Source organism: Kitasatospora sp. NPDC038210, from assembly GCF_055600605.1.
On sequence record NZ_JBVJYK010000003.1, the window covers coordinates 418873 to 436841 of the forward strand.

General features: G+C 73.8%; 15 protein-coding genes. 11 read left to right on the forward strand and 4 right to left on the reverse strand.

Annotated features, from left to right (window positions below):
* Positions 1 to 64: 64 nt before the first annotated feature.
* Positions 65 to 376, reverse strand: a complete 312-nt coding sequence (locus ACZ7KX_RS08445; RefSeq protein WP_470325832.1) for a hypothetical protein — start codon at positions 374 to 376, stop codon at positions 65 to 67.
* A gap of 249 nt (positions 377 to 625) precedes the next feature.
* On the opposite strand from ACZ7KX_RS08445, the gene groES reads away from it, so the two are divergent.
* The 3 genes from groES to ACZ7KX_RS08460 all read left to right on the forward strand — a co-directional run bounded on the left by groES (position 626) and on the right by ACZ7KX_RS08460 (position 3832).
* Positions 626 to 931, forward strand: coding sequence for a co-chaperone GroES (gene groES / locus ACZ7KX_RS08450; protein WP_014136232.1), 306 nt, complete (start codon positions 626 to 628; stop codon positions 929 to 931).
* Between the two features lie 116 nt (positions 932 to 1047).
* Positions 1048 to 2679 (forward strand): chaperonin GroEL, encoded by a 1632-nt coding sequence (gene groL, locus ACZ7KX_RS08455; RefSeq protein ID WP_350519938.1) that lies wholly within the window; start codon positions 1048 to 1050, stop codon positions 2677 to 2679.
* Between the two features lie 154 nt (positions 2680 to 2833).
* Positions 2834 to 3832 carry a LysR family transcriptional regulator gene (locus ACZ7KX_RS08460; protein ID WP_470325833.1) on the forward strand — a complete coding sequence of 333 codons (999 nt, stop codon included), beginning with the start codon at positions 2834 to 2836 and terminating at the stop codon, positions 3830 to 3832.
* A 97-nt stretch (positions 3833 to 3929) separates the two neighbouring features.
* On the opposite strand, the gene ACZ7KX_RS08465 is transcribed toward ACZ7KX_RS08460, so the two are convergent.
* Positions 3930 to 4256, reverse strand: a complete 327-nt coding sequence (locus ACZ7KX_RS08465; protein ID WP_350519940.1) for a WhiB family transcriptional regulator — start codon at positions 4254 to 4256, stop codon at positions 3930 to 3932.
* Between the two features lie 562 nt (positions 4257 to 4818).
* Between ACZ7KX_RS08465 and ACZ7KX_RS08470 the strand changes: the two genes are divergently transcribed.
* From ACZ7KX_RS08470 to ACZ7KX_RS08485, 4 genes are all read left to right on the forward strand, one after another.
* Complete coding sequence (locus ACZ7KX_RS08470) at positions 4819 to 5430, forward strand: response regulator transcription factor (RefSeq protein ID WP_014136228.1); 612 nt, start codon at positions 4819 to 4821, stop codon at positions 5428 to 5430.
* 332 nt (positions 5431 to 5762) lie between these two features.
* On the forward strand, positions 5763 to 6488 hold the full coding sequence (locus tag ACZ7KX_RS08475; protein WP_470325834.1) for a sigma-70 family RNA polymerase sigma factor: 726 nt from the start codon (positions 5763 to 5765) through the stop codon (positions 6486 to 6488).
* 295 nt (positions 6489 to 6783) lie between these two features.
* Positions 6784 to 8286: an IMP dehydrogenase gene (gene guaB, locus ACZ7KX_RS08480; RefSeq protein ID WP_350519942.1), complete on the forward strand. Its 1503-nt coding sequence runs from the start codon at positions 6784 to 6786 to the stop codon at positions 8284 to 8286.
* Between the two features lie 170 nt (positions 8287 to 8456).
* Positions 8457 to 9584 (forward strand): GuaB3 family IMP dehydrogenase-related protein, encoded by a 1128-nt coding sequence (locus tag ACZ7KX_RS08485; RefSeq protein ID WP_360254715.1) that lies wholly within the window; start codon positions 8457 to 8459, stop codon positions 9582 to 9584.
* A gap of 81 nt (positions 9585 to 9665) precedes the next feature.
* Here ACZ7KX_RS08485 and ACZ7KX_RS08490 read toward each other — a convergent pair whose 3' ends face one another.
* Complete coding sequence (locus ACZ7KX_RS08490) at positions 9666 to 10229, reverse strand: hypothetical protein (RefSeq protein WP_470325835.1); 564 nt, start codon at positions 10227 to 10229, stop codon at positions 9666 to 9668.
* 252 nt (positions 10230 to 10481) lie between these two features.
* Here ACZ7KX_RS08490 and ACZ7KX_RS08495 point away from each other — a divergent pair, with 252 nt between their 5' ends.
* Positions 10482 to 12485, forward strand: coding sequence for a serine/threonine-protein kinase (locus ACZ7KX_RS08495; protein WP_470325836.1), 2004 nt, complete (start codon positions 10482 to 10484; stop codon positions 12483 to 12485).
* Between the two features lie 16 nt (positions 12486 to 12501).
* Here the strand turns inward: ACZ7KX_RS08495 and ACZ7KX_RS08500 are convergent, their stop codons facing one another.
* On the reverse strand, positions 12502 to 13032 hold the full coding sequence (locus ACZ7KX_RS08500; RefSeq protein WP_470325837.1) for an SHOCT domain-containing protein: 531 nt from the start codon (positions 13030 to 13032) through the stop codon (positions 12502 to 12504).
* Between the two features lie 56 nt (positions 13033 to 13088).
* On the opposite strand from ACZ7KX_RS08500, the gene ACZ7KX_RS08505 reads away from it, so the two are divergent.
* The 3 genes from ACZ7KX_RS08505 (at position 13089) to ACZ7KX_RS08515 (ending at position 17923) form a co-directional block, all read left to right on the forward strand.
* Positions 13089 to 14210, forward strand: a complete 1122-nt coding sequence (locus ACZ7KX_RS08505) for a protein kinase domain-containing protein (RefSeq protein WP_470325838.1) — start codon at positions 13089 to 13091, stop codon at positions 14208 to 14210.
* A gap of 161 nt (positions 14211 to 14371) precedes the next feature.
* Entirely contained in the window at positions 14372 to 16117 is a 1746-nt protein-coding gene (locus tag ACZ7KX_RS08510; protein WP_470325839.1) for a serine/threonine-protein kinase, read from the forward strand.
* 174 nt (positions 16118 to 16291) lie between these two features.
* Positions 16292 to 17923 carry a succinic semialdehyde dehydrogenase gene (locus tag ACZ7KX_RS08515; RefSeq protein WP_470325840.1) on the forward strand — a complete coding sequence of 544 codons (1632 nt, stop codon included), beginning with the start codon at positions 16292 to 16294 and terminating at the stop codon, positions 17921 to 17923.
* Positions 17924 to 17969: the final 46 nt, after the last annotated feature.

The following is a 17969-nucleotide window of genomic DNA, read 5'->3' on the forward strand; positions in this document are numbered from 1 at the left end:
GTGCCCGGGGCGGGCGCGAGCGCGCGGAGCCCGGCTCGGGCCCCGCGGACGGCCGGCGGCGTGCTCATCCGAGGGCGGCCAGGCAGAGCACGACGGGCAGGGCGGCGGGGGCGACCGCGGCGGAGATCGGCAGCAGCCGGTAGTCGGCCCGTTCGCTGAGGACGGCGACGGCGACCGGCACGCCCCAGCCGATGACCAGGGCGCAGAGCGCGCCGTAGGCGACGCAGCCGCCGCTGTCGGAGCCGAAGGCTTCGGCCACCGCGGCGCCCAGCCAGAAGGCGCCGAGCGGGAGGGCGGCCAGTACGGGCAGGAGTGCCACCGCGAGCACGGCGTCCTGCGCGTCGGACGGGCCGAGGCGCACCGGGATGTCGGTCATGGCCCGAGTGTGCCGAGGGCGCCGGCGGTCGCACATGAGTACGGGTACTCATCCCTCGCCGGGGGCCGTCCGGGCGCGCCGTTGGCACTCTGGTTGACTGAGTGCTAACACGGGCCTATGGTCGTCCTTGGCACTCCCCACCGGGGGAGTGCTAATGCGAAGACGTGTGTCTGACCCCCGCGACGGCAGACCCGCAGGCTCGCCCCTACCCGTTAGAAAACCCCGTAATCTCCGAAGGGGAGCTCGGACGTGACCACCAGCAGCAAGGTTGCCATCAAGCCGCTTGAGGACCGCATCGTGGTCCAGCCGCTCGACGCCGAGACGACCACGGCCTCCGGCCTGGTCATCCCGGACACCGCCAAGGAGAAGCCCCAGGAGGGCGTCGTCCTGGCCGTCGGCCCGGGCCGCTTCGAGGACGGCCAGCGTCTGCCGCTCGACGTCGCCGTCGGTGACATCGTCCTGTACTCGAAGTACGGCGGCACCGAGGTGAAGTACCAGGGCGAGGAGTACCTGGTCCTCTCCGCTCGCGACGTTCTCGCGATCATCGAGAAGTAAGTCGTTCCGACCCGCCCCGGATCCGTGTCCCAAGTGACAGGGGCCCGGGGCGTGGTTGTTGGTTCACGTAGTTCGGCGGCCGGTGGGCCGGCCGCAGCCCCGAGGGAATAGGGAACATGGCGAAGATCCTGCAGTTCGACGAGGACGCCCGCCGCTCGCTGGAGCGCGGTGTCAACAAGCTGGCCGACACCGTCAAGGTGACCATCGGCCCCAAGGGCCGCAACGTCGTCATCGACAAGAAGTTCGGCGCCCCGACCATCACCAACGACGGTGTCACCATCGCCCGTGAGGTCGAGCTGGACGACCCGTACGAGAACCTTGGCGCGCAGCTCGTCAAGGAGGTCGCCACCAAGACCAACGACGTCGCGGGTGACGGCACCACCACCGCCACCGTGCTGGCCCAGGCCCTGGTCAACGAGGGTCTGCGCAACGTCGCCGCCGGTGCCGGCCCGGCCGCCCTGAAGAAGGGCATCGACAAGGCCGTCGCCGCCGTCTCCGAGCACCTGCTGTCCGTCGCCCGCGAGATCGAGGGCAAGGACGACGTCGCCGCCGTCGCGTCCCTCTCCGCCCAGGACACCCAGGTCGGCGAGCTGATCGCCGAGGCGATCGACAAGGTCGGCAAGGACGGTGTCATCACCGTCGAGGAGTCGAACACCTTCGGCGTGGAGCTGGACTTCACCGAGGGCATGCAGTTCGACAAGGGCTACCTGTCGCCGTACTTCGTCACCGACGCGGAGCGGCAGGAGGCGGTCCTGGAGGACCCGTACATCCTGATCAACCAGGGCAAGATCTCCTCCATCCAGGAGCTGCTGCCGCTGCTGGAGAAGATCCTGCAGGGCGGTGCCTCCAAGCCGCTGCTGATCATCGCCGAGGACGTCGACGGCGAGGCGCTGTCGACCCTGGTCGTGAACAAGATCCGCGGCACCTTCAACGCCGTCGCCGTCAAGGCCCCGGGCTTCGGTGACCGCCGCAAGGCGATCCTGGGCGACCTGGCCACCCTGACCGGCGGCACGGTCATCTCCGAGGAGGTCGGCCTCAAGCTCGACCAGGTCGGCCTGGACGTGCTGGGCACCGCCCGCCGCGTGACCATCACCAAGGACGAGACCACCGTCGTCGACGGCGCCGGTGACGCCGAGGCCGTGGCCGGCCGCGTCGCCCAGATCAAGGGCGAGATCGCCGCGACCGACTCCGACTGGGACCGCGAGAAGCTGCAGGAGCGCCTGGCCAAGCTGGCCGGCGGCGTCTGCGTCATCAAGGTCGGCGCCGCCACCGAGGTGGAGCTGAAGGAGCGCAAGCACCGCCTGGAGGACGCCATCTCGGCGACCCGCGCCGCGGTCGAGGAGGGCATCGTCGCCGGCGGTGGCGCCTCCCTGGTCCACGCCGCCAAGGTGCTGGACGAGGGCCTGGGCCTGTCGGGTGACGAGGCCACCGGTGTCGCCGTGGTCCGCAAGGCGCTGCACGAGCCGCTGCGCTGGATCGCCCAGAACGCCGGCCTGGAGGGCTACGTCATCACCTCCAAGGTCTCCGAGCTGGAGATCGGCCAGGGCTACAACGCCGCCACCGGCGAGTACGGCGACCTGGTGAAGGCCGGCGTCATCGACCCGGTCAAGGTCACCCGCTCCGCCCTGGAGAACGCCGCCTCGATCGCCTCCCTGCTGCTCACCACCGAGACCCTCGTGGTGGAGAAGAAGGAGGAGGAGGCCGACAACGGTCACGGCCACTCCCACGGTCACGGCCACTCGCACTGAGGCCCGACGCACTGACCGGAGGCCCGGTCCGCACCCCGCGAGGGGACGCGGGCCGGGCCTCCGGCCGTCGCCGGCCCGGTCGTCCGCCGGGGCGTGGCCGCTTCAACCATCAGTAGAATTTTGCAGAACGCAAAGATTGCCTTATAACTAAGGCATGATCGAGGCCCGCCACCTGCGCGTCCTGCGTGCCGTCGCCCGCACCGGCTCCTTCTCCGCCGCCGCTCGCGAGCTGGGGTGCACCCAGCCCGCCATCAGCCAGCAGATGAAGGCCCTGGAGAAGTCCGTGGACACCCCGCTGGTGGTCCGCTCGGGCCGCGGGATGCAGCTCAGCGAGGCCGGGCGGGTCCTGCTCAAGCATGCCACCGGGATCCTGGCCGGGCTCTCCGCCGCCGAGGAGGAGGTGGCCGCGATTGCCGGGCTGCGGGCCGGCCGGGTGCGGCTGGTGTCCTTCCCGACCGCGAGTTCCACCCTGGTGCCGCCCGCGGTCGCCCGGCTGCGGAACGGCCATCCGGGGGTGCGCGTGTCGCTGGTCGAGGCGGAGCCGCCGGAGTCGCTGGCGATGCTGCGCGGCGGCGAGTGCGAGATCGCGCTGGCCTTCCGCTACCCGCCGTCCGACGGCGCCGTCGTGCTGCCGCCGTCGGGGCACGGCACGCCGCGCGAGGCGCGGGCCGAGGCCAACCTGGAGGCCCAGCAGCTGACCGCCGGGACCGACTGGTCCGATCTGGTGGTCACCCCGCTGCTGGACGACCCGCTGGTGGGCCTGCTGCCGGCCGCCCACCCGCTGGCCGGGCGGGGCGGGCCGGTCGAGCTGGCCGAGCTGGCGGGGGAGCAGTGGATCGCTGGCTGCCCGCAGTGCCGGGGGCACCTGGTGGAGCTGTGCGCCGGGGCGGGCTTCGAGCCCCGGATCGACTTCGCGACCGACGACTACCCGGCGGTGGTCGGCCTGGTGGCGGCCGGGCTGGGCGTGGCGGTGCTGCCGCGGCTGGCGCTGCAGTCGGTGCGCCCTGACGGCGTGTCGACGGTGCCGGTGCGGACGGCCTCGGGGGCGCCGGCGGTGCGACAGGTGGTCGCGCTGACCCTGCCGGACCTGGCCGAGGTGCCGGCCGTGGCGCTGATGCTGGAGCGGCTGGCGGGGGCGGCGGCCGCCCGCTGACGGTGGGTGACGGAACTCCCGCAGGTCCCGCACCGGCCGTGACCGGCCTGAGGCGCCGCGAAGAAACGTTTCTTCACGGCGCGTCGCGGAGGCGGGACTAGCGCTGCGCGACCGCGGGCGGGGTCAGCGGGACCTCCACCAGCCGGTGCCGCGAGCGTCCCAGCATCTCCTCGCGCTCGTCCTCGGTCATCCCGCCCCAGACTCCGTACGGTTCCCGGACCGCCAGTGCGTGCGCGGCGCACTCGGCGATCACCGGGCAGCGCATGCAGACCTCCTTGGCGCTGGCCTCGCGCGAACTGCGCGCGGCCCCGCGCTCGCCCTCGGGGTGGAAGAAGAGCGAGCTGTCCACGCCGCGGCAGGCTGCGGAGAGCTGCCAGTCCCAGAGGTCCGCGTTGGGGCCGGGGAGGCGGGAGAAATCTGCCATGGCTCATTCCCTTCAGAGGCCGTCGGCCGTCGGCCGGGCGCTCGGCGGGCTGCTGCCGAGCGATACGGCGGGGCTTCGATGCACTGGTGTGGACACCTGGAAATATGACTTAAGGCAACTCCATGGACAAGTCACCCACACACTGGCACAACAGTCAATGACCATACGAAAGCTATAAAAACGGGCAAAGTGGGCAAGGGTCTTCGGCGGGCGCGGGCGTGGCAATCGGGTGGCCGACGGGCGCACGACATGCCGAATCGGTGTGCGGGTCGTACGCCGACCGCGCGCGAGCTGCGGAAAAGTGCGGCGTGTGCACCGCGATGCGGCTGATCGGTAATGGGTTGGCCACGTACAGTGGTGGAGATGGCCCCGAAGGCCGTAACTCATTCGAGTGACGGTCGTTGGAAGTGCGGAGGCGGTTAGCGGGCGCCGGACGTCGGGAACGATCGCGGGCAGGTTGGGGCGATCAGCACGGAGTCTGTCGCCGATCGGCCGTGTCGGAGAGGTTCGTACCAGCCAGGAGGCTCAACGTGACGCGGATCAGCTGCGGAGGACGACGGTCATGACTTCCGTTCTCGTTTGCGACGATTCCCCGCTCGCCCGCGAGGCGCTTCGCCGCGCGGTCGCGACCGTACCCGGTGTGGACCGGGTCACCACCGCGACGAACGGGGAGGAGGTCCTCCGCCGCTGGGTGGCCGACCGCTCCGATCTCGTTCTGATGGACGTCCGGATGCCCGGCCTCGGCGGGGTCGAGACGGTCCGGCGGCTGCTGTCCGCCGACCCGGGCGCGCGGATCATCATGCTCACCGTCGCCGAGGACCTCGACGGTGTCGCGCTCGCGGTGGCCGCGGGCGCCCGCGGGTACCTGCACAAGGACGCCTCGCGCGCCGAGCTGCGGGCCACCGTCACCCAGGCCCTCGCCGACCCGACCTGGCGGCTCGCCCCGCGCCGCCTGCGCAGCCCCGACATGGGTGCCGCGCCGACCCTGACGGCGCGTGAGATCCAGGTGCTGGAGGGCATGAGCCACGGCCGCAGCAACGCCGAGATCGGGCGCGAGCTGTTCCTGTCCGAGGACACCGTCAAGACCCACGCCCGACGGCTGTTCAAGAAGCTCGGGGCCTCCGACCGCGCGCACGCGGTGGCGCTGGGCTTCCGCTGGGGCCTGGTCCGCTGACCACCGGCGGCGCCGCCGGGTGCGGCGCGCCACCGGTGATCCCCGTGGCGGGTACCGCACGGGTGTGTGACGTCACGGTCCCGAGGTTGCACCATGGAGGAGTGGAGCACCTCGGGGACCAGCGGACAGGCACTGCGGCGAACCGCGCGGCCGCAGGACACTCGGCGGACGGCGCGACGGACGGGACCACCGACGGCGGGGCGGGAGGCGGCACGGTGCAGGAGGGGCCGGTGGTGCGCGGCACGCCCCACGGTGCGGCAGCGCATAACGTTCCGGTGCACAACTCCGGACGCGGTGCCGCGTTTTCCCGCTCGACCAGGCACCATGGACCGATGCGCGACGACGTCGCCGGCGTGGCCGGCCAGGCGGACCCGGTGGAGGCCGAGCCCTCCGGTCCGGGTCACGATCCGTCGTACGCCGATCCCGGAGGTCCGGACGGCTCCGGCGCCGACCCCGGACCGGGCCGCCCTCCGGTGCTCGGTACGGGCGGCTCGCCGCTGGTGGGTGAGCTGGTCGCGGCCGCCGTGCGCGGCGAGGGCCCGGCGATCGACGCCCTGCTCGCCTACGTCCACCCGCTGGCGCTGCGGTACTGCCGCGCCAGGCTGGTGCGACTGCCCGGCGGAGCCCGGCACCACGTGGACGACGTCGCGCAGGAGGTCTGCGTCGCGGTGCTCTGCGCGCTGCCCCGGTACAAGGACCAGGGGCGGCCGTTCGAGGCCTTCGTGTACGGCATCGCCGCGCACAAGATCGCCGACCTGCAGCGGGCCGCGATGCGCGGGCCGGGGTCGACCGTCGTCCCGCAGGACGACCTGCCGGAGGTGCCGGACGAGGCGCTCGGCCCGGAGGAGCAGGCGCTGCTGAGCAGCGACGCGGCCTGGGCGAAGGAGCTGCTGTCCAACCTGCCGGCCCGTCAGCGCGAGCTGGTGCTGCTGAGGGTGGCCGCCGGACTGTCGGCGGAGGAGACCGGCGAGGTGCTCGGGATGTCCGCGGGCGCCGTCAGGGTGGCCCAGCACCGGGCGCTCAGCCGGCTGCGGGCCCTGGCGGAGGAGTCCTCCTGACCCCTGACCTCGGCCGTTGCGGGGCGTGCCCGCTCGGCGGGGCTCCGCGGGCGGGGCGGAATCAGGCAGCGGGCGGGGTTGTTGTCAAGGGCACACGAGGACACATTCGCGGTGCCAGTACCATGGGGTATCGGCGCCTGGGCGGGTTGCCAAAGTTTCACGGGTGCGCGCGGGGTCCCCTTGGAGGATCCTCCTATTGCGCCCGGCTTTCGGCGGTCTGCGCGAGTGAGCGATGAATGCGCCCCCACCCTCAGGGCGTGAGCGGATAAGGCCGGCCACGGAAGGTACCCCCCAAATGTCTTACAACGCCGCAGGCGTACCCGAGAAGTTCGCCATGCTCGGGCTCACGTTCGATGACGTCCTGCTGCTGCCCGGGGCCTCCGAGGTGCTGCCGAACCAGGTGGACACCTCCTCGCGGGTCTCCCGGAACGTCCGCGTCAACATCCCGCTGCTCTCCGCGGCGATGGACAAGGTGACCGAGTCGCGGATGGCCATCGCGATGGCGCGCCAGGGTGGCGTCGGCGTGCTGCACCGCAACCTGTCCGTCGAGGACCAGGCCAACCAGGTCGACCTGGTGAAGCGCTCCGAGTCCGGCATGGTCACCGACCCGATCACGGTCGGCCCGGACACCACGCTGGCCGAGGCCGACGCGCTGTGCGCCAAGTTCCGCATCTCCGGCGTGCCGATCGCCGACGAGGCGGGCAAGCTGCTCGGCATCGTCACCAACCGCGACATGGCCTTCGAGTCGGACCGTAGCCGCCAGGTCCGCGAGATCATGACCCCGATGCCGCTGATCACCGGCAAGGTCGGCATCTCCGGCGTCGACGCGATGGCGCTGCTGCGCCGCCACAAGATCGAGAAGCTGCCGCTGGTCGACGACGAGGGCCGGATCAAGGGCCTCATCACCGTCAAGGACTTCGTCAAGGCCGAGCAGTACCCGAACGCCGCCAAGGACGCCGAGGGCCGGCTGCTGGTCGGTGCCGCCGTCGGCGCCAGCGCCGAGGCGTTCGACCGGGCCCAGGCCCTGGTCGAGGCCGGCGTGGACTTCCTGGTGGTCGACACCTCGCACGGTCACAGCCACAACGCGCTGGCCTGGATCGCCAAGATCAAGTCGGCCGTGGGCGTCGACGTGGTCGGCGGCAACGTCGCCACCCGTGACGGCGCCCAGGCGCTGATCGACGCCGGCGTGGACGGCGTCAAGGTCGGCGTCGGCCCCGGCTCCATCTGCACCACCCGCGTGGTCGCCGGCATCGGCGTCCCGCAGATCACCGCCATCTACGAGGCCGCCCTGGCCTGCCGCGAGGCCGGCGTGCCGGTCATCGGCGACGGCGGCCTGCAGTACTCGGGCGACATCGGCAAGGCGCTGGCCGCCGGTGCCGACACCGTGATGCTCGGCTCGCTGCTGGCCGGCTGCGAGGAGTCCCCGGGCGAGCTGCTGTTCATCAACGGCAAGCAGTTCAAGTCCTACCGCGGCATGGGTTCGCTGGGCGCCATGCAGTCCCGCGGCCAGGGCCGCTCGTACTCCAAGGACCGCTACTTCCAGGCCGAGGTGGCCTCGGACGACAAGCTCGTCCCCGAGGGCATCGAGGGCCAGGTGCAGTACCGCGGCCCGCTGTCGGCCGTGCTGCACCAGCTGGTCGGCGGCCTGCGCCAGACCATGGGCTACGTCGGCGCCGGCACCATCGCCGAGATGGAGAGCAAGGGCCGCTTCGTCCGGATCACCTCGGCGGGCCTCAAGGAGAGCCACCCGCACGACATCCAGATGACCGTCGAGGCGCCGAACTACTCGACCCGCTGACCGGTCCGCACCACCCGAGCCACCCGAGGGGCCCGTCGCTGAGCGCAGCGGCGGGCCCCTCCGGCGCGTCCGGGGAGCGGGCCGTCGGGGCGCGGCCGCCGGTAGTACGGGATACTGGGGTGCGGCCGGGGTGACCCGGCGGGCACAGCAACACAGCAGAAGGGCTCGAAGTGACCGAGATCGAGATCGGGCGAGGCAAGCGCGGCCGCCGGGCGTACGCCTTCGACGACATCGCCGTCGTCCCCAGCCGCCGTACCCGGGACCCGAAGGAGGTCTCGATCGCCTGGCAGATCGACGCCTACCGCTTCGAGCTGCCGTTCCTGGCCGCCCCGATGGACAGCGTGGTCTCGCCGCAGCAGGCCATCGCCATCGGCCGCCTCGGCGGCCTGGGCGTGCTGAACCTCGAAGGCCTCTGGACCCGCTACGAGGACCCGCAGCCGCTGCTCGACGAGATCGCCGCGATCACCGACGAGGCCACCGCGACCCGTCGGCTGCAGGAGATCTACGCCGCGCCCATCCGCGCCGAGCTGATCAAGCAGCGGATCCAGGAGGTCCGTGACTCCGGCGTGGTCACCGCCGCCGCGCTCTCCCCGCAGCGCACCGCCGAGTTCTCCAAGGCCGTGGTGGACGCCGGCGTCGACGTCTTCGTCATCCGCGGCACCACCGTCTCGGCCGAGCACGTCTCCAGCGCCGCCGAGCCGCTCAACCTCAAGCAGTTCATCTACGAGCTGGACGTCCCGGTGATCGTCGGCGGCTGCGCCACGTACACCGCGGCGCTGCACCTGATGCGGACCGGCGCGGCCGGCGTGCTCGTGGGCTTCGGCGGCGGCGCCGCCCACACCACCCGCAACGTGCTCGGCATCCAGGTGCCGATGGCCACCGCCGTCGCCGACGTGGCGGCCGCGCGCCGCGACTACATGGACGAGTCCGGCGGCCGCTACGTGCACGTGATCGCGGACGGTGGCGTCGGCTACAGCGGCGACATCCCGAAGGCCGTCGCCTGCGGCGCCGACGCCGTGATGATCGGTGCCGCGCTGGCCCGCGCCACCGACGCCCCGGGCAAGGGCTTCCACTGGGGCATGGAGGCCGTCCACGAGGAGCTGCCGCGCGGCAAGCGGGTGGACCTCGGCACGGTCGGCACCACCGAGGAGATCCTGACCGGTCCGTCGCACACCCCGGACGGCACCATGAACCTGTTCGGTGCGCTGCGCCGTGCGATGGCCACCACCGGCTACACGGAGCTCAAGGAGTTCCAGCGCGTCGAGGTGACGGTCAACCCGGCGCTCGACCACCGCTGAGCCGTCGGCTGACGAAGGCCTCCGCCGAGCACGGCGGGGGCCTTCGGCCTGCCCGGGGGCTTCCCGGTCGTCGGCGGGGCGTCAACTGCGGTCGGCCGTGCGGCGGGTGAGGAGGAAGCCGCCGATGAGCGCGATGGCGTAGAAGGCGGCGTCGAGCGGGCGCAGGTCGGCGCGCCAGCCGGCCAGGGCGTCGTGCAGGGGGCCGCGCGGGCCGGGGCCGTCGGCGTCCACCAGGCGGAGGTGTTCGGCCAGCTGGCCGAGGAGGAGCGCGCCGGCCGCGAGGAGGGCGCCGAGCGGCGGGAGCAGCCGGTTGCGGCCGCCGAGCCGGCCGAGCGGGAGGGCCACCAGGCCGGCCTGGGCGATGGCCAGCCAGCCGAGGCTGTCGGCGGCCCGCAGCGGGGCGCAGCCGTAGGCCAGGCCGCCGAGCAGCATGGCGAGGACGGCGAGGCCGACGGCCGCGGCGGTGCGGCGGCGGGGGGCGGTCCGGGCCGTGGGGGCGACGGGGTCGTACCCGGCCACCGGGGCGCCGGGCATGCCGGGCACCACGTAGCCTTCGGGGGAGGCCGGTGCGGGTGCGACCGAGTAGTGCTGGGCGGTGTGCGGCCGGGGCGATGGGCCGTCAGCGCCCGGTGCGGGTGCGGTCATGGGCGCCGAATCCCCCCGGAAAAGACGATGAGCTGCCGAACGGTAGCAGTGATTCGAACGGATCTTGGCGAGTTTTCGATCACAGATCGGGCACGGAGCGCCGCACCGGTTCCGGTTCGTCCCGGCTTGGGACGGGGGGCGGGTGGTCCTGAGCCACCGGGACAGGGGATGATGGAGGCTTGGGCGTTCGGGCCCGGCCGGTCCGACACGCCGTCACCACGACCGCCAGCAGCACATGGGGGAACGTTCCGAATGACCCAGGCGCAGGGTTCCACCGGCCGCCTCCTGGCCGGCCGCTACCGGCTGAACGGCGTGCTCGGACGCGGTGGCATGGGCACCGTCTGGCGCGCCGAGGACGAGATGCTGGGCCGGACCGTCGCGGTCAAGGAACTGCGGATGAACGCCAGCGTCGAGGAGGAGGAGAAGCACCGGCTGATCGTCCGGACGCTGCGCGAGGCCAAGGCGACCGCGCGGATCCGGCACAACTCCGCGGTCACCGTCTTCGACGTCGTCGACGAGGACGACCGGCCGTGGATCGTCATGGAGCTGGTCGAGTCCCGCTCGCTGGCCGACGTCATCCGTGAGGACGGGCCGCTCGCGCCCGGCCGGGCCGCCGAGATCGCGCTGGACGTGCTGGGGGTGCTGATCGCCGCGCACGCGCTGGGCATCCTGCACCGGGACGTCAAGCCGTCCAACGTGCTGATCGGCGAGGACGGCCGGGTCGTGCTGACCGACTTCGGCATCGCCAGCGTCGAGGGCGACGCATCCGTCACCTCCACCGGCATGCTGGTCGGCGCGCCCTCGTACATATCCCCGGAGCGTGCCCGCGGGCAGAAGCCCGGGCCGCCGGCCGACCTGTGGTCGCTGGGCGGCACGCTGTACGCGATGGTCGAGGGGCGGCCGCCGTACGACCGCGGCTCGGCCCTGGCCACGCTGACCGCGGTGATGACCGAGGACCTGGCCACGCCGGTGAACGCCGGGCCGCTGCTGCCGGTGATCGAGGGGCTGCTGGAGAAGGACCCGGCCGAGCGGCTGGACGCCACGCAGACCCGGTCGATGCTCAAGCGGGTGGTCGCGGAGGCGACCGTGAAGGCCGAGTCGACCACCGAGTACGCGATGCCGGTGGAGCAGCCGGCCGTCGCGTCGGGGACGAAGTCCGCAGCCGGGCCGAGGACCGAGCCGGAGGCCGGATCCGGGGCGGAGCCCGCGACCGAGCCGGAGCCGAAGCCGGAGCCGAAGCCGGAGAAGCCCGAGGAAGGCCGGAAGCGGCCCGTGGGCGGGCTGCTGGGGACGGTCCGGGTGGGCAGCCTGGCCCGGGACGAGGAGCCGCCCGTGGCCGCCGTGGCGGAGCCCGCCGCGAAGGCGGCGGAGCCGGCGCCCGAGCCGATCCGGCCGGTGACCAGCGAGTGGACGATGGGCGCGACGCAGGCCGCCGGGGCGAACCCGCGCACCGGCCGGCGCCGGCTGGCCATCGCCACGGTGATCGTGGTGCTGCTGCTGATCGCAGGAGTGGTCGCGGTGCTCCAGGCCGTCGGCGGCGGGAACGGCAGCGCCAAGGGCGCGTCCACCCACGGCGCTGGGTCCGGCTCGCCGGTGGCGACGACCACGGACGCCGCGCCGGGCGAGAGCGCGGCGCCGCCCGCGTCCGCACCCGCACCCGCCGCCACGGCCACCGGGACACCGGGCGCCGAGGCCGCCACGCCCGCGGTCCCCGCTCCGGCGCCCGCGCAGCCCGCCGCCACCACGCCGGCGGCTCCGGCGCAGTCGCAGGCACCCGCCCCGGCCCCGGCGCAGCCCGCTCCGGGCGGTGCGGTGCCGGCCGGGTACCACGAGTACAAGGACCCGAGCGGCTTCTCGGTCGTCCTGCCGGACTGGCTGCAGCCGTCCGGGTCCGACGCCAATCGACGGATCTTCAAGAACGCCGCCGACGGCAGCCAGTTGCGGATCGAGTGGACGACCACGCCGGGCGCCAGCGCCGTCGCCGACTGGCAGGAGTCCGAGCCCAACGTGCGCGGCCAGGTGACCAACTACCAGCGGCTGAACCTGGCGCCGATCACCTACCGGCAGTGGACCAATGCGGCGGACTGGGAGTGGACCAACGGCACGCCCAGGATGCACTCGCTCAACCGCGGCTTCGTGACCGGGACCCCGGCCAAGTACGGCTACTCGATCTACTGGATCGTCCCGGACGCGGAGTGGGCCGCGCAGGCCCCGGTCCGGGACGTCGTCTTCAACAGCTTCCAGCCGGCGCCGTAGCGCACGGCAGGCGGGTTCAGCCGATCAGGCGCTGCTTGGCCCGGCTGAACTCGTCCTCCGTGAGCGCCCCGGACGCGCGCAGCGCGGCCAACCGCTCCAGCTGTCCGACGAGTTGCTCGCCGTCGGAGGGCGCGGCGGCGGCCGGCTTCCCCGGCGCCGGGGCGGTGCGGGCGCGCCGGGCGGACTCCCGGAGCTGCTCGGCGAAGACGTCGGCCTTGACCACGTCCTCGAAGCGGTGCGAGCCGGTCAGCGCGACGACCGTCAGCACCTCGCCGTTGAGCTTGGTGCGGTTCACGGTGGCGCCGGTGACGGCGGTGAGCGGAACCGGTACCGGTGGCTTCCCGTCCTTCAGGAAGAGCAGCCGGTGGGTGGTCAGTACGAGCACCCCCTTGCGGAAGTGGTCGGGGTGGCGGCCGGCGGTGGAGGCGACCGGCTCCTCGCCGTCGACGACGGCGGCCTCCACCGTGCGGACGGCCTCCGCCCGGTTGGCTCGGTCGGTGTTCCCCGCCACCGTGAAGGCGGTGTCGATCAGATCGGTCCAGTCCATGGGCCGAGCGTAGGGGAACCGCTCAGTAGGCTGCTCGGTGAGCGAGAGGAACTGGCATGCGAGGCGGCCCCGGGCAGTTGCTGGCGGGACGGTACCGGCTGACGGACCGTCCCGAACCCTTCCGCGCCCACGCGGTGGACGAGCGGACCGGTGAATCGGTGCTGCTGCGCGCCCTGGAGCTGCCCGCCCTGCTGACCGCCGGTCAGGACCCGGAGGAGGAGGCGCCCGCCCAGGCGGACCGGCTGGTGCGGCGGGTGGCGGCGGTCGGCTCGGCCGCGCCGGCCGCGCACCCGCGGCTGCTGCGCGGGGTCGGGGCCTTCGTGGACGGCGAGTCGCTGTGGACGGCCGAGGAACGGCCGGCCGGGCAGACGGCGGCCGAGCTGCTGGTCGGCGGGCCGGTACCGCCGTACCGGGCGGCCGAGTTGGCGGCGGACCTGGCCGGCGCGCTGCGGGCGCTGCACGCGGCCGGGATCACCCACGGCAACGTGACCGCGGAGTCGGTGCTGGTCTGCGAGGACGGCGCGGCGATGCTCGGCGGGCTGCTCGCCGGGGTGGCGCAGGAGGCGCTGGCCGAGGAGCTCGGCGGGCCGGGCGGGCGGCGCCGGTACGACGTCCGGGCCACCCTGGTGGGCCCGGTGGCGGAGCGTTGGCCGTTGGACGGCGGCCCGGCGGGCGACTGCTGGGCGCTCGGAGTGCTGGTGCACCGGCTGGTCACCGGCCGCGCGCCGTACCCGGAGGGCGGCGTGCCGGAGCTGGTGACCGCGGTGCGGGACGGGCGGCGCGAGCACTCCGCGGTCTGCGGGCCGCTGGGACCGCTGGTCGAGCGGCTGCTGCAGCCCGATCCGGTGCTGCGGCCGACCGCGGAGGCGGTGTGGCGCGAACTGGCGGAGCTGCTGGCGGGCGCGCCGGAGCCGGTGGACGAGGAGCGGGTGGCGCGGGCGGTGACGCTGAAGCCGGAGGCGCCGCTGGTGCCGGTCCGGACGCGCCGCGGCGGCCGACGGGGTGGAAACTCCGGGGACACCGGGAATGCCGGCGCGGTCGGCGGCGCCGGAAAGCGGTCCGGCGGCGACGCGAAACCGCCGCGGATACCGCCCGCCCTGCTCGGCCCGTTGCTGGTGGGGGGAGTCTTCGTCCTGCTGGCGCTGGGAATGGCCGCCGTGGTGATGTTCGCAGGCTGACGGCCCGGACGGATCGGGCAGCCCCGCTCCGGGGGGTGGGCGTGATTACCGGGGGCCGCGCGGTACGCCTAATGTGTGCGTGGGATTTGTTCGAACAGTGGTCTGCACCAGGCCCTCCGTCGCGGTGACGGCTGGCGGAATGTGTGGGGGAGCGGTCGCAGATGGGTGTGCAGGACCGGCCGGAGGCGGCCGAGGTGGAGCGGCTGCTCGCCGGGCGGTACGAGCTCGGTGAGCGGCTCGGCCGTGGCGGCATGGGCACGGTCTGGCGGGCCTGGGACCGGATGCTCGACCGCGAGGTCGCGGTCAAGGAGCTGACCGTCAACCACCTGCCCGAGGAGGACCTGCAGATCCTGCACACCCGGATGAAGCGCGAGGCCAGCGCGGCCGCGCGGATCAAGCACCCGGGCGTGATCACCGTGCACGACGTGCTGGAGCAGGACGGCCGGCCGTGGATCGTCATGGAGCTGGTCGACGGCCGCTCGCTGGCCGACGTGATCAGCCAGGACGGCACCCTGCAGCCGCGCGCCGCCGCCGAGGTCGGCAGCCAGGTGCTCGCGGCGCTGCACCGCGGCCACCAGCTGGGCGTGCTGCACCGGGACGTGAAGCCGGCCAACGTGCTGCTGGAGCGCGGCACCGGGCGGGTCGTCCTGCTGGACTTCGGGATCGCCAAGTACGAGGGCTCGACCGAGCTGACCCGGCCGGGCGACCTGGTCGGCTCGCCGGACTACCTGGCGCCGGAGCGCGCCCAGGGCCAGCGGCCCGGGCCGGCCTCCGACCTGTGGGGCCTCGGCGCGACGCTGTACGCGGCGGTCGAGGGCCAGTCGCCGTTCCGCCGGGACTCGCCGATCACCACGCTGGCCGCGGTGGTCGACGAGCCGCTGCCGGAGTCGCGCCGGGCCGGGCCGCTCGGGCCGGTGCTGGCCGCGCTGATGGCCAAGGACCCGGCCGACCGTCCGACCGCGGACGAGGCGGCCCGGATGCTGGCCGAGGTGCAGGCCGGGCACACGATGGGCTTCAAGGCCGTCGCGCCGATGCGGTCGCCCACCCAGTCGGTGCCGGTGGTGGACCGCAGCGAGCGCCCCGCGGAGGCCGCGGAGGCTCCGCCGGCGGGCTCCGAGGGGCCGACCGAGCCGCAGGCCGCCGGTGTCCCCGTCGCGGCGTCCCCCGCCGTCCAGGACACCACCGGGGGCGCGGCAGCCGCCTCGAAGGCGCACACCGCTCCCGTCGCGCCGGTGGGGCACTCCGTCACGCCCGCGCGCGGCCCGGCCAAGCGCCGCAGCACCGCGAGGATCGTCGCCATCGCGCTGGCCGTCGGCCTGCTCGCGGCCGCGGGCACCTTCGGCGCCACCCGGTACGTGGTGGGCGGCGGCCCCGACGACCCGGCGCCGACCGCGCCGACCGAGTCGACCGGACCGGGGCCCAGCGGCGACGCCAGCCCCCCGGCGGCGGCGCCCGGCGGCTACCACTGGGTCGACGACCCGGCCGGCTTCCGCTTCCCGCTGCCCTCGGGCAGCCCGGTGTGGCAGCGCTCCGCCACGTCCGACAACCAGATCTACTACAGCCCCGACAACAAGGTGCACTACCTGCAGTTCGCCGTCACCGTCGGCCAGTCGGTCAAGCCGCTGGAGCACATGCGGGAGATGGAGGGCACCGTCTCCAAGTCGCTGAAGGACTACAAGCAGCACAAGATGACCGCCGTCGCGGTCAACGGCCACGAGGCGGCCGTCTGGGAGTTCAGCTACGCCGCCCAGGGCGGCGGCCGGCGGCGGGCGGTCGAGGCGGAGTTCATCGACGACGACGGCACCAGCTACGCGATCTACTCGTCCAGTCCGGAGAAGGGCAACGAGTGGAACGAGGCCGAGCAGCGCTTCAACGCGGTGCTCCACTACTTCACGCCGACCCGCTGACGTCGCACGCCGGCCCGCCGGTGCCTTCCGCCGGCCCGCCGACGCCGCACGCCGGCCCGCCGGCGAGCCGACCGGGACGCGGTACGGGCGGAGCGCCCCGCTTTCGCCCGACTGCGGCAGATTCTTGTTACCGACGGGTACCGGACCGGCTCCCGAAGGCCTAGGCTGCGCCGTATGTCGGACCTCACAGCAGATGCAGTGACCACCGAGCACCCCGGCGCCGGCAACCCGGCGGCCCCCGGCGGCGGCCGGACGGTCGCGTCGGCCGTTCCGCCCTCACTGGTCGACCGGCTGACGGCCGGCGTCACCGCCGCCGGCGAGCCCGACCTGGTGGAGACCGTCGCCCCGCTGACCGGCGAGCGGCTGGCCGGCCTGCCGCAGTCCACCCCCGCCGACGTCGAGGTCGCCTTCCAGCTGGCCCGCCGCGCCCAGTCGGCCTGGGCCGCGCTGCCGGTGCGCCGCCGCGCCGCCGTCCTGCTGCGCTTCCACGACCTGCTGCTCAAGCGGCAGGACGAGGTCCTGGACCTGATCCAGGCGGAGACCGGCAAGGCCCGGCTGCACGCCTTCGAGGAGGTGATGGCCGTCGCCATGGCCGCCCGGCACTACGGGCGGGCCGCGCACGCCTACCTCAGGGACAGGCGGCGCGGCGGCGCCCTGCCGGTGCTCACCCACACGGTCGAGGCCCGCCGTCCCAAGGGCGTGATCGGCCACATCTCGCCCTGGAACTACCCGCTGGAGCTGTCCGTCGGCGATGCGCTGCCCGCCTTCGTGGCCGGCAACGCGGTGGTCAACAAGCCCGACACCCAGACCGCGCTGACCGCGCTGTGGGCCCGCGAACTGCTGGTCGAGGCCGGGCTGCCGGCCGACCTGTGGCAGATCGTGATCGGCGACGGCCCGGTGATCGGCCCCGCCGTGGTGGAGCACGCCGACTACGTCTCCTTCACCGGCTCCACCCGCACCGGCCGGGACGTCGCCCGGCGCGCCGCCGACCGACTGGTCGGCGCCTCGCTCGAACTCGGCGGCAAGAACGCCATGCTGGTGCTCTCCGACGCCGACCTCGACGCCGCCGCAGCGGGCGCCGTGCGGGCCTGCTTCTCCTCCGCCGGGCAGCTGTGCATCTCGATCGAGCGGCTGCTGGTGCACCGCTCGGTGGCCGACGCCTTCCTGGAGCGCTTCGCCGCCCGCACCCGGGCGCTGCGCCTCGGCGGCGGCCTCGCGTACGGCGCGGACATGGGCTCGCTGGTCTCCGTCCGCCAGCTGGAGACCACCACCCGGCACGTGGAGGAGGCGGTCAAGGCGGGCGCCACCGTGCTGGCCGGCGGCCGCGCCCGACCGGACCTCGGTCCGTTCTTCCACGAGCCGACCATCCTCGACGGCGTCACCCCGGACATGACGGTCTGCGCCGAGGAGACCTTCGGCCCGGTCGTCTCCGTCTACCGCTTCGACACCGACGACGAGGCGGTGGCCGCCGCCAACTCCACGCCGTACGGCCTGAACTCCAGCGTCTGGACCAGGGACCTGCGCCGCGGCCGGGCGGTCGCGGCCCGGCTGCGCACCGGGACGGTCAACGTCAACGAGGCCTACGCGGCCGCGTACGGCTCGATCGCCTCCCCGATGGGCGGCATGGGCGACTCCGGGCTGGGCCGCCGGCACGGCGCCGAGGGCATCCTGCGCTTCACCGAGGCGCAGACCGTCGCGACCCAGCGGCTGCTGCCGATCGCGCCCTCGTTCGGCCTGGACGACAAGCAGTTCGCCGGGCTGATGACCGGCGGCCTGCGCGCGCTCAAGGCGCTGCGCTTCCGGTAGGCCCCGGTGGCACGCGGGCCCCGGCTCCGGGCGGGGCCCGGCTCGT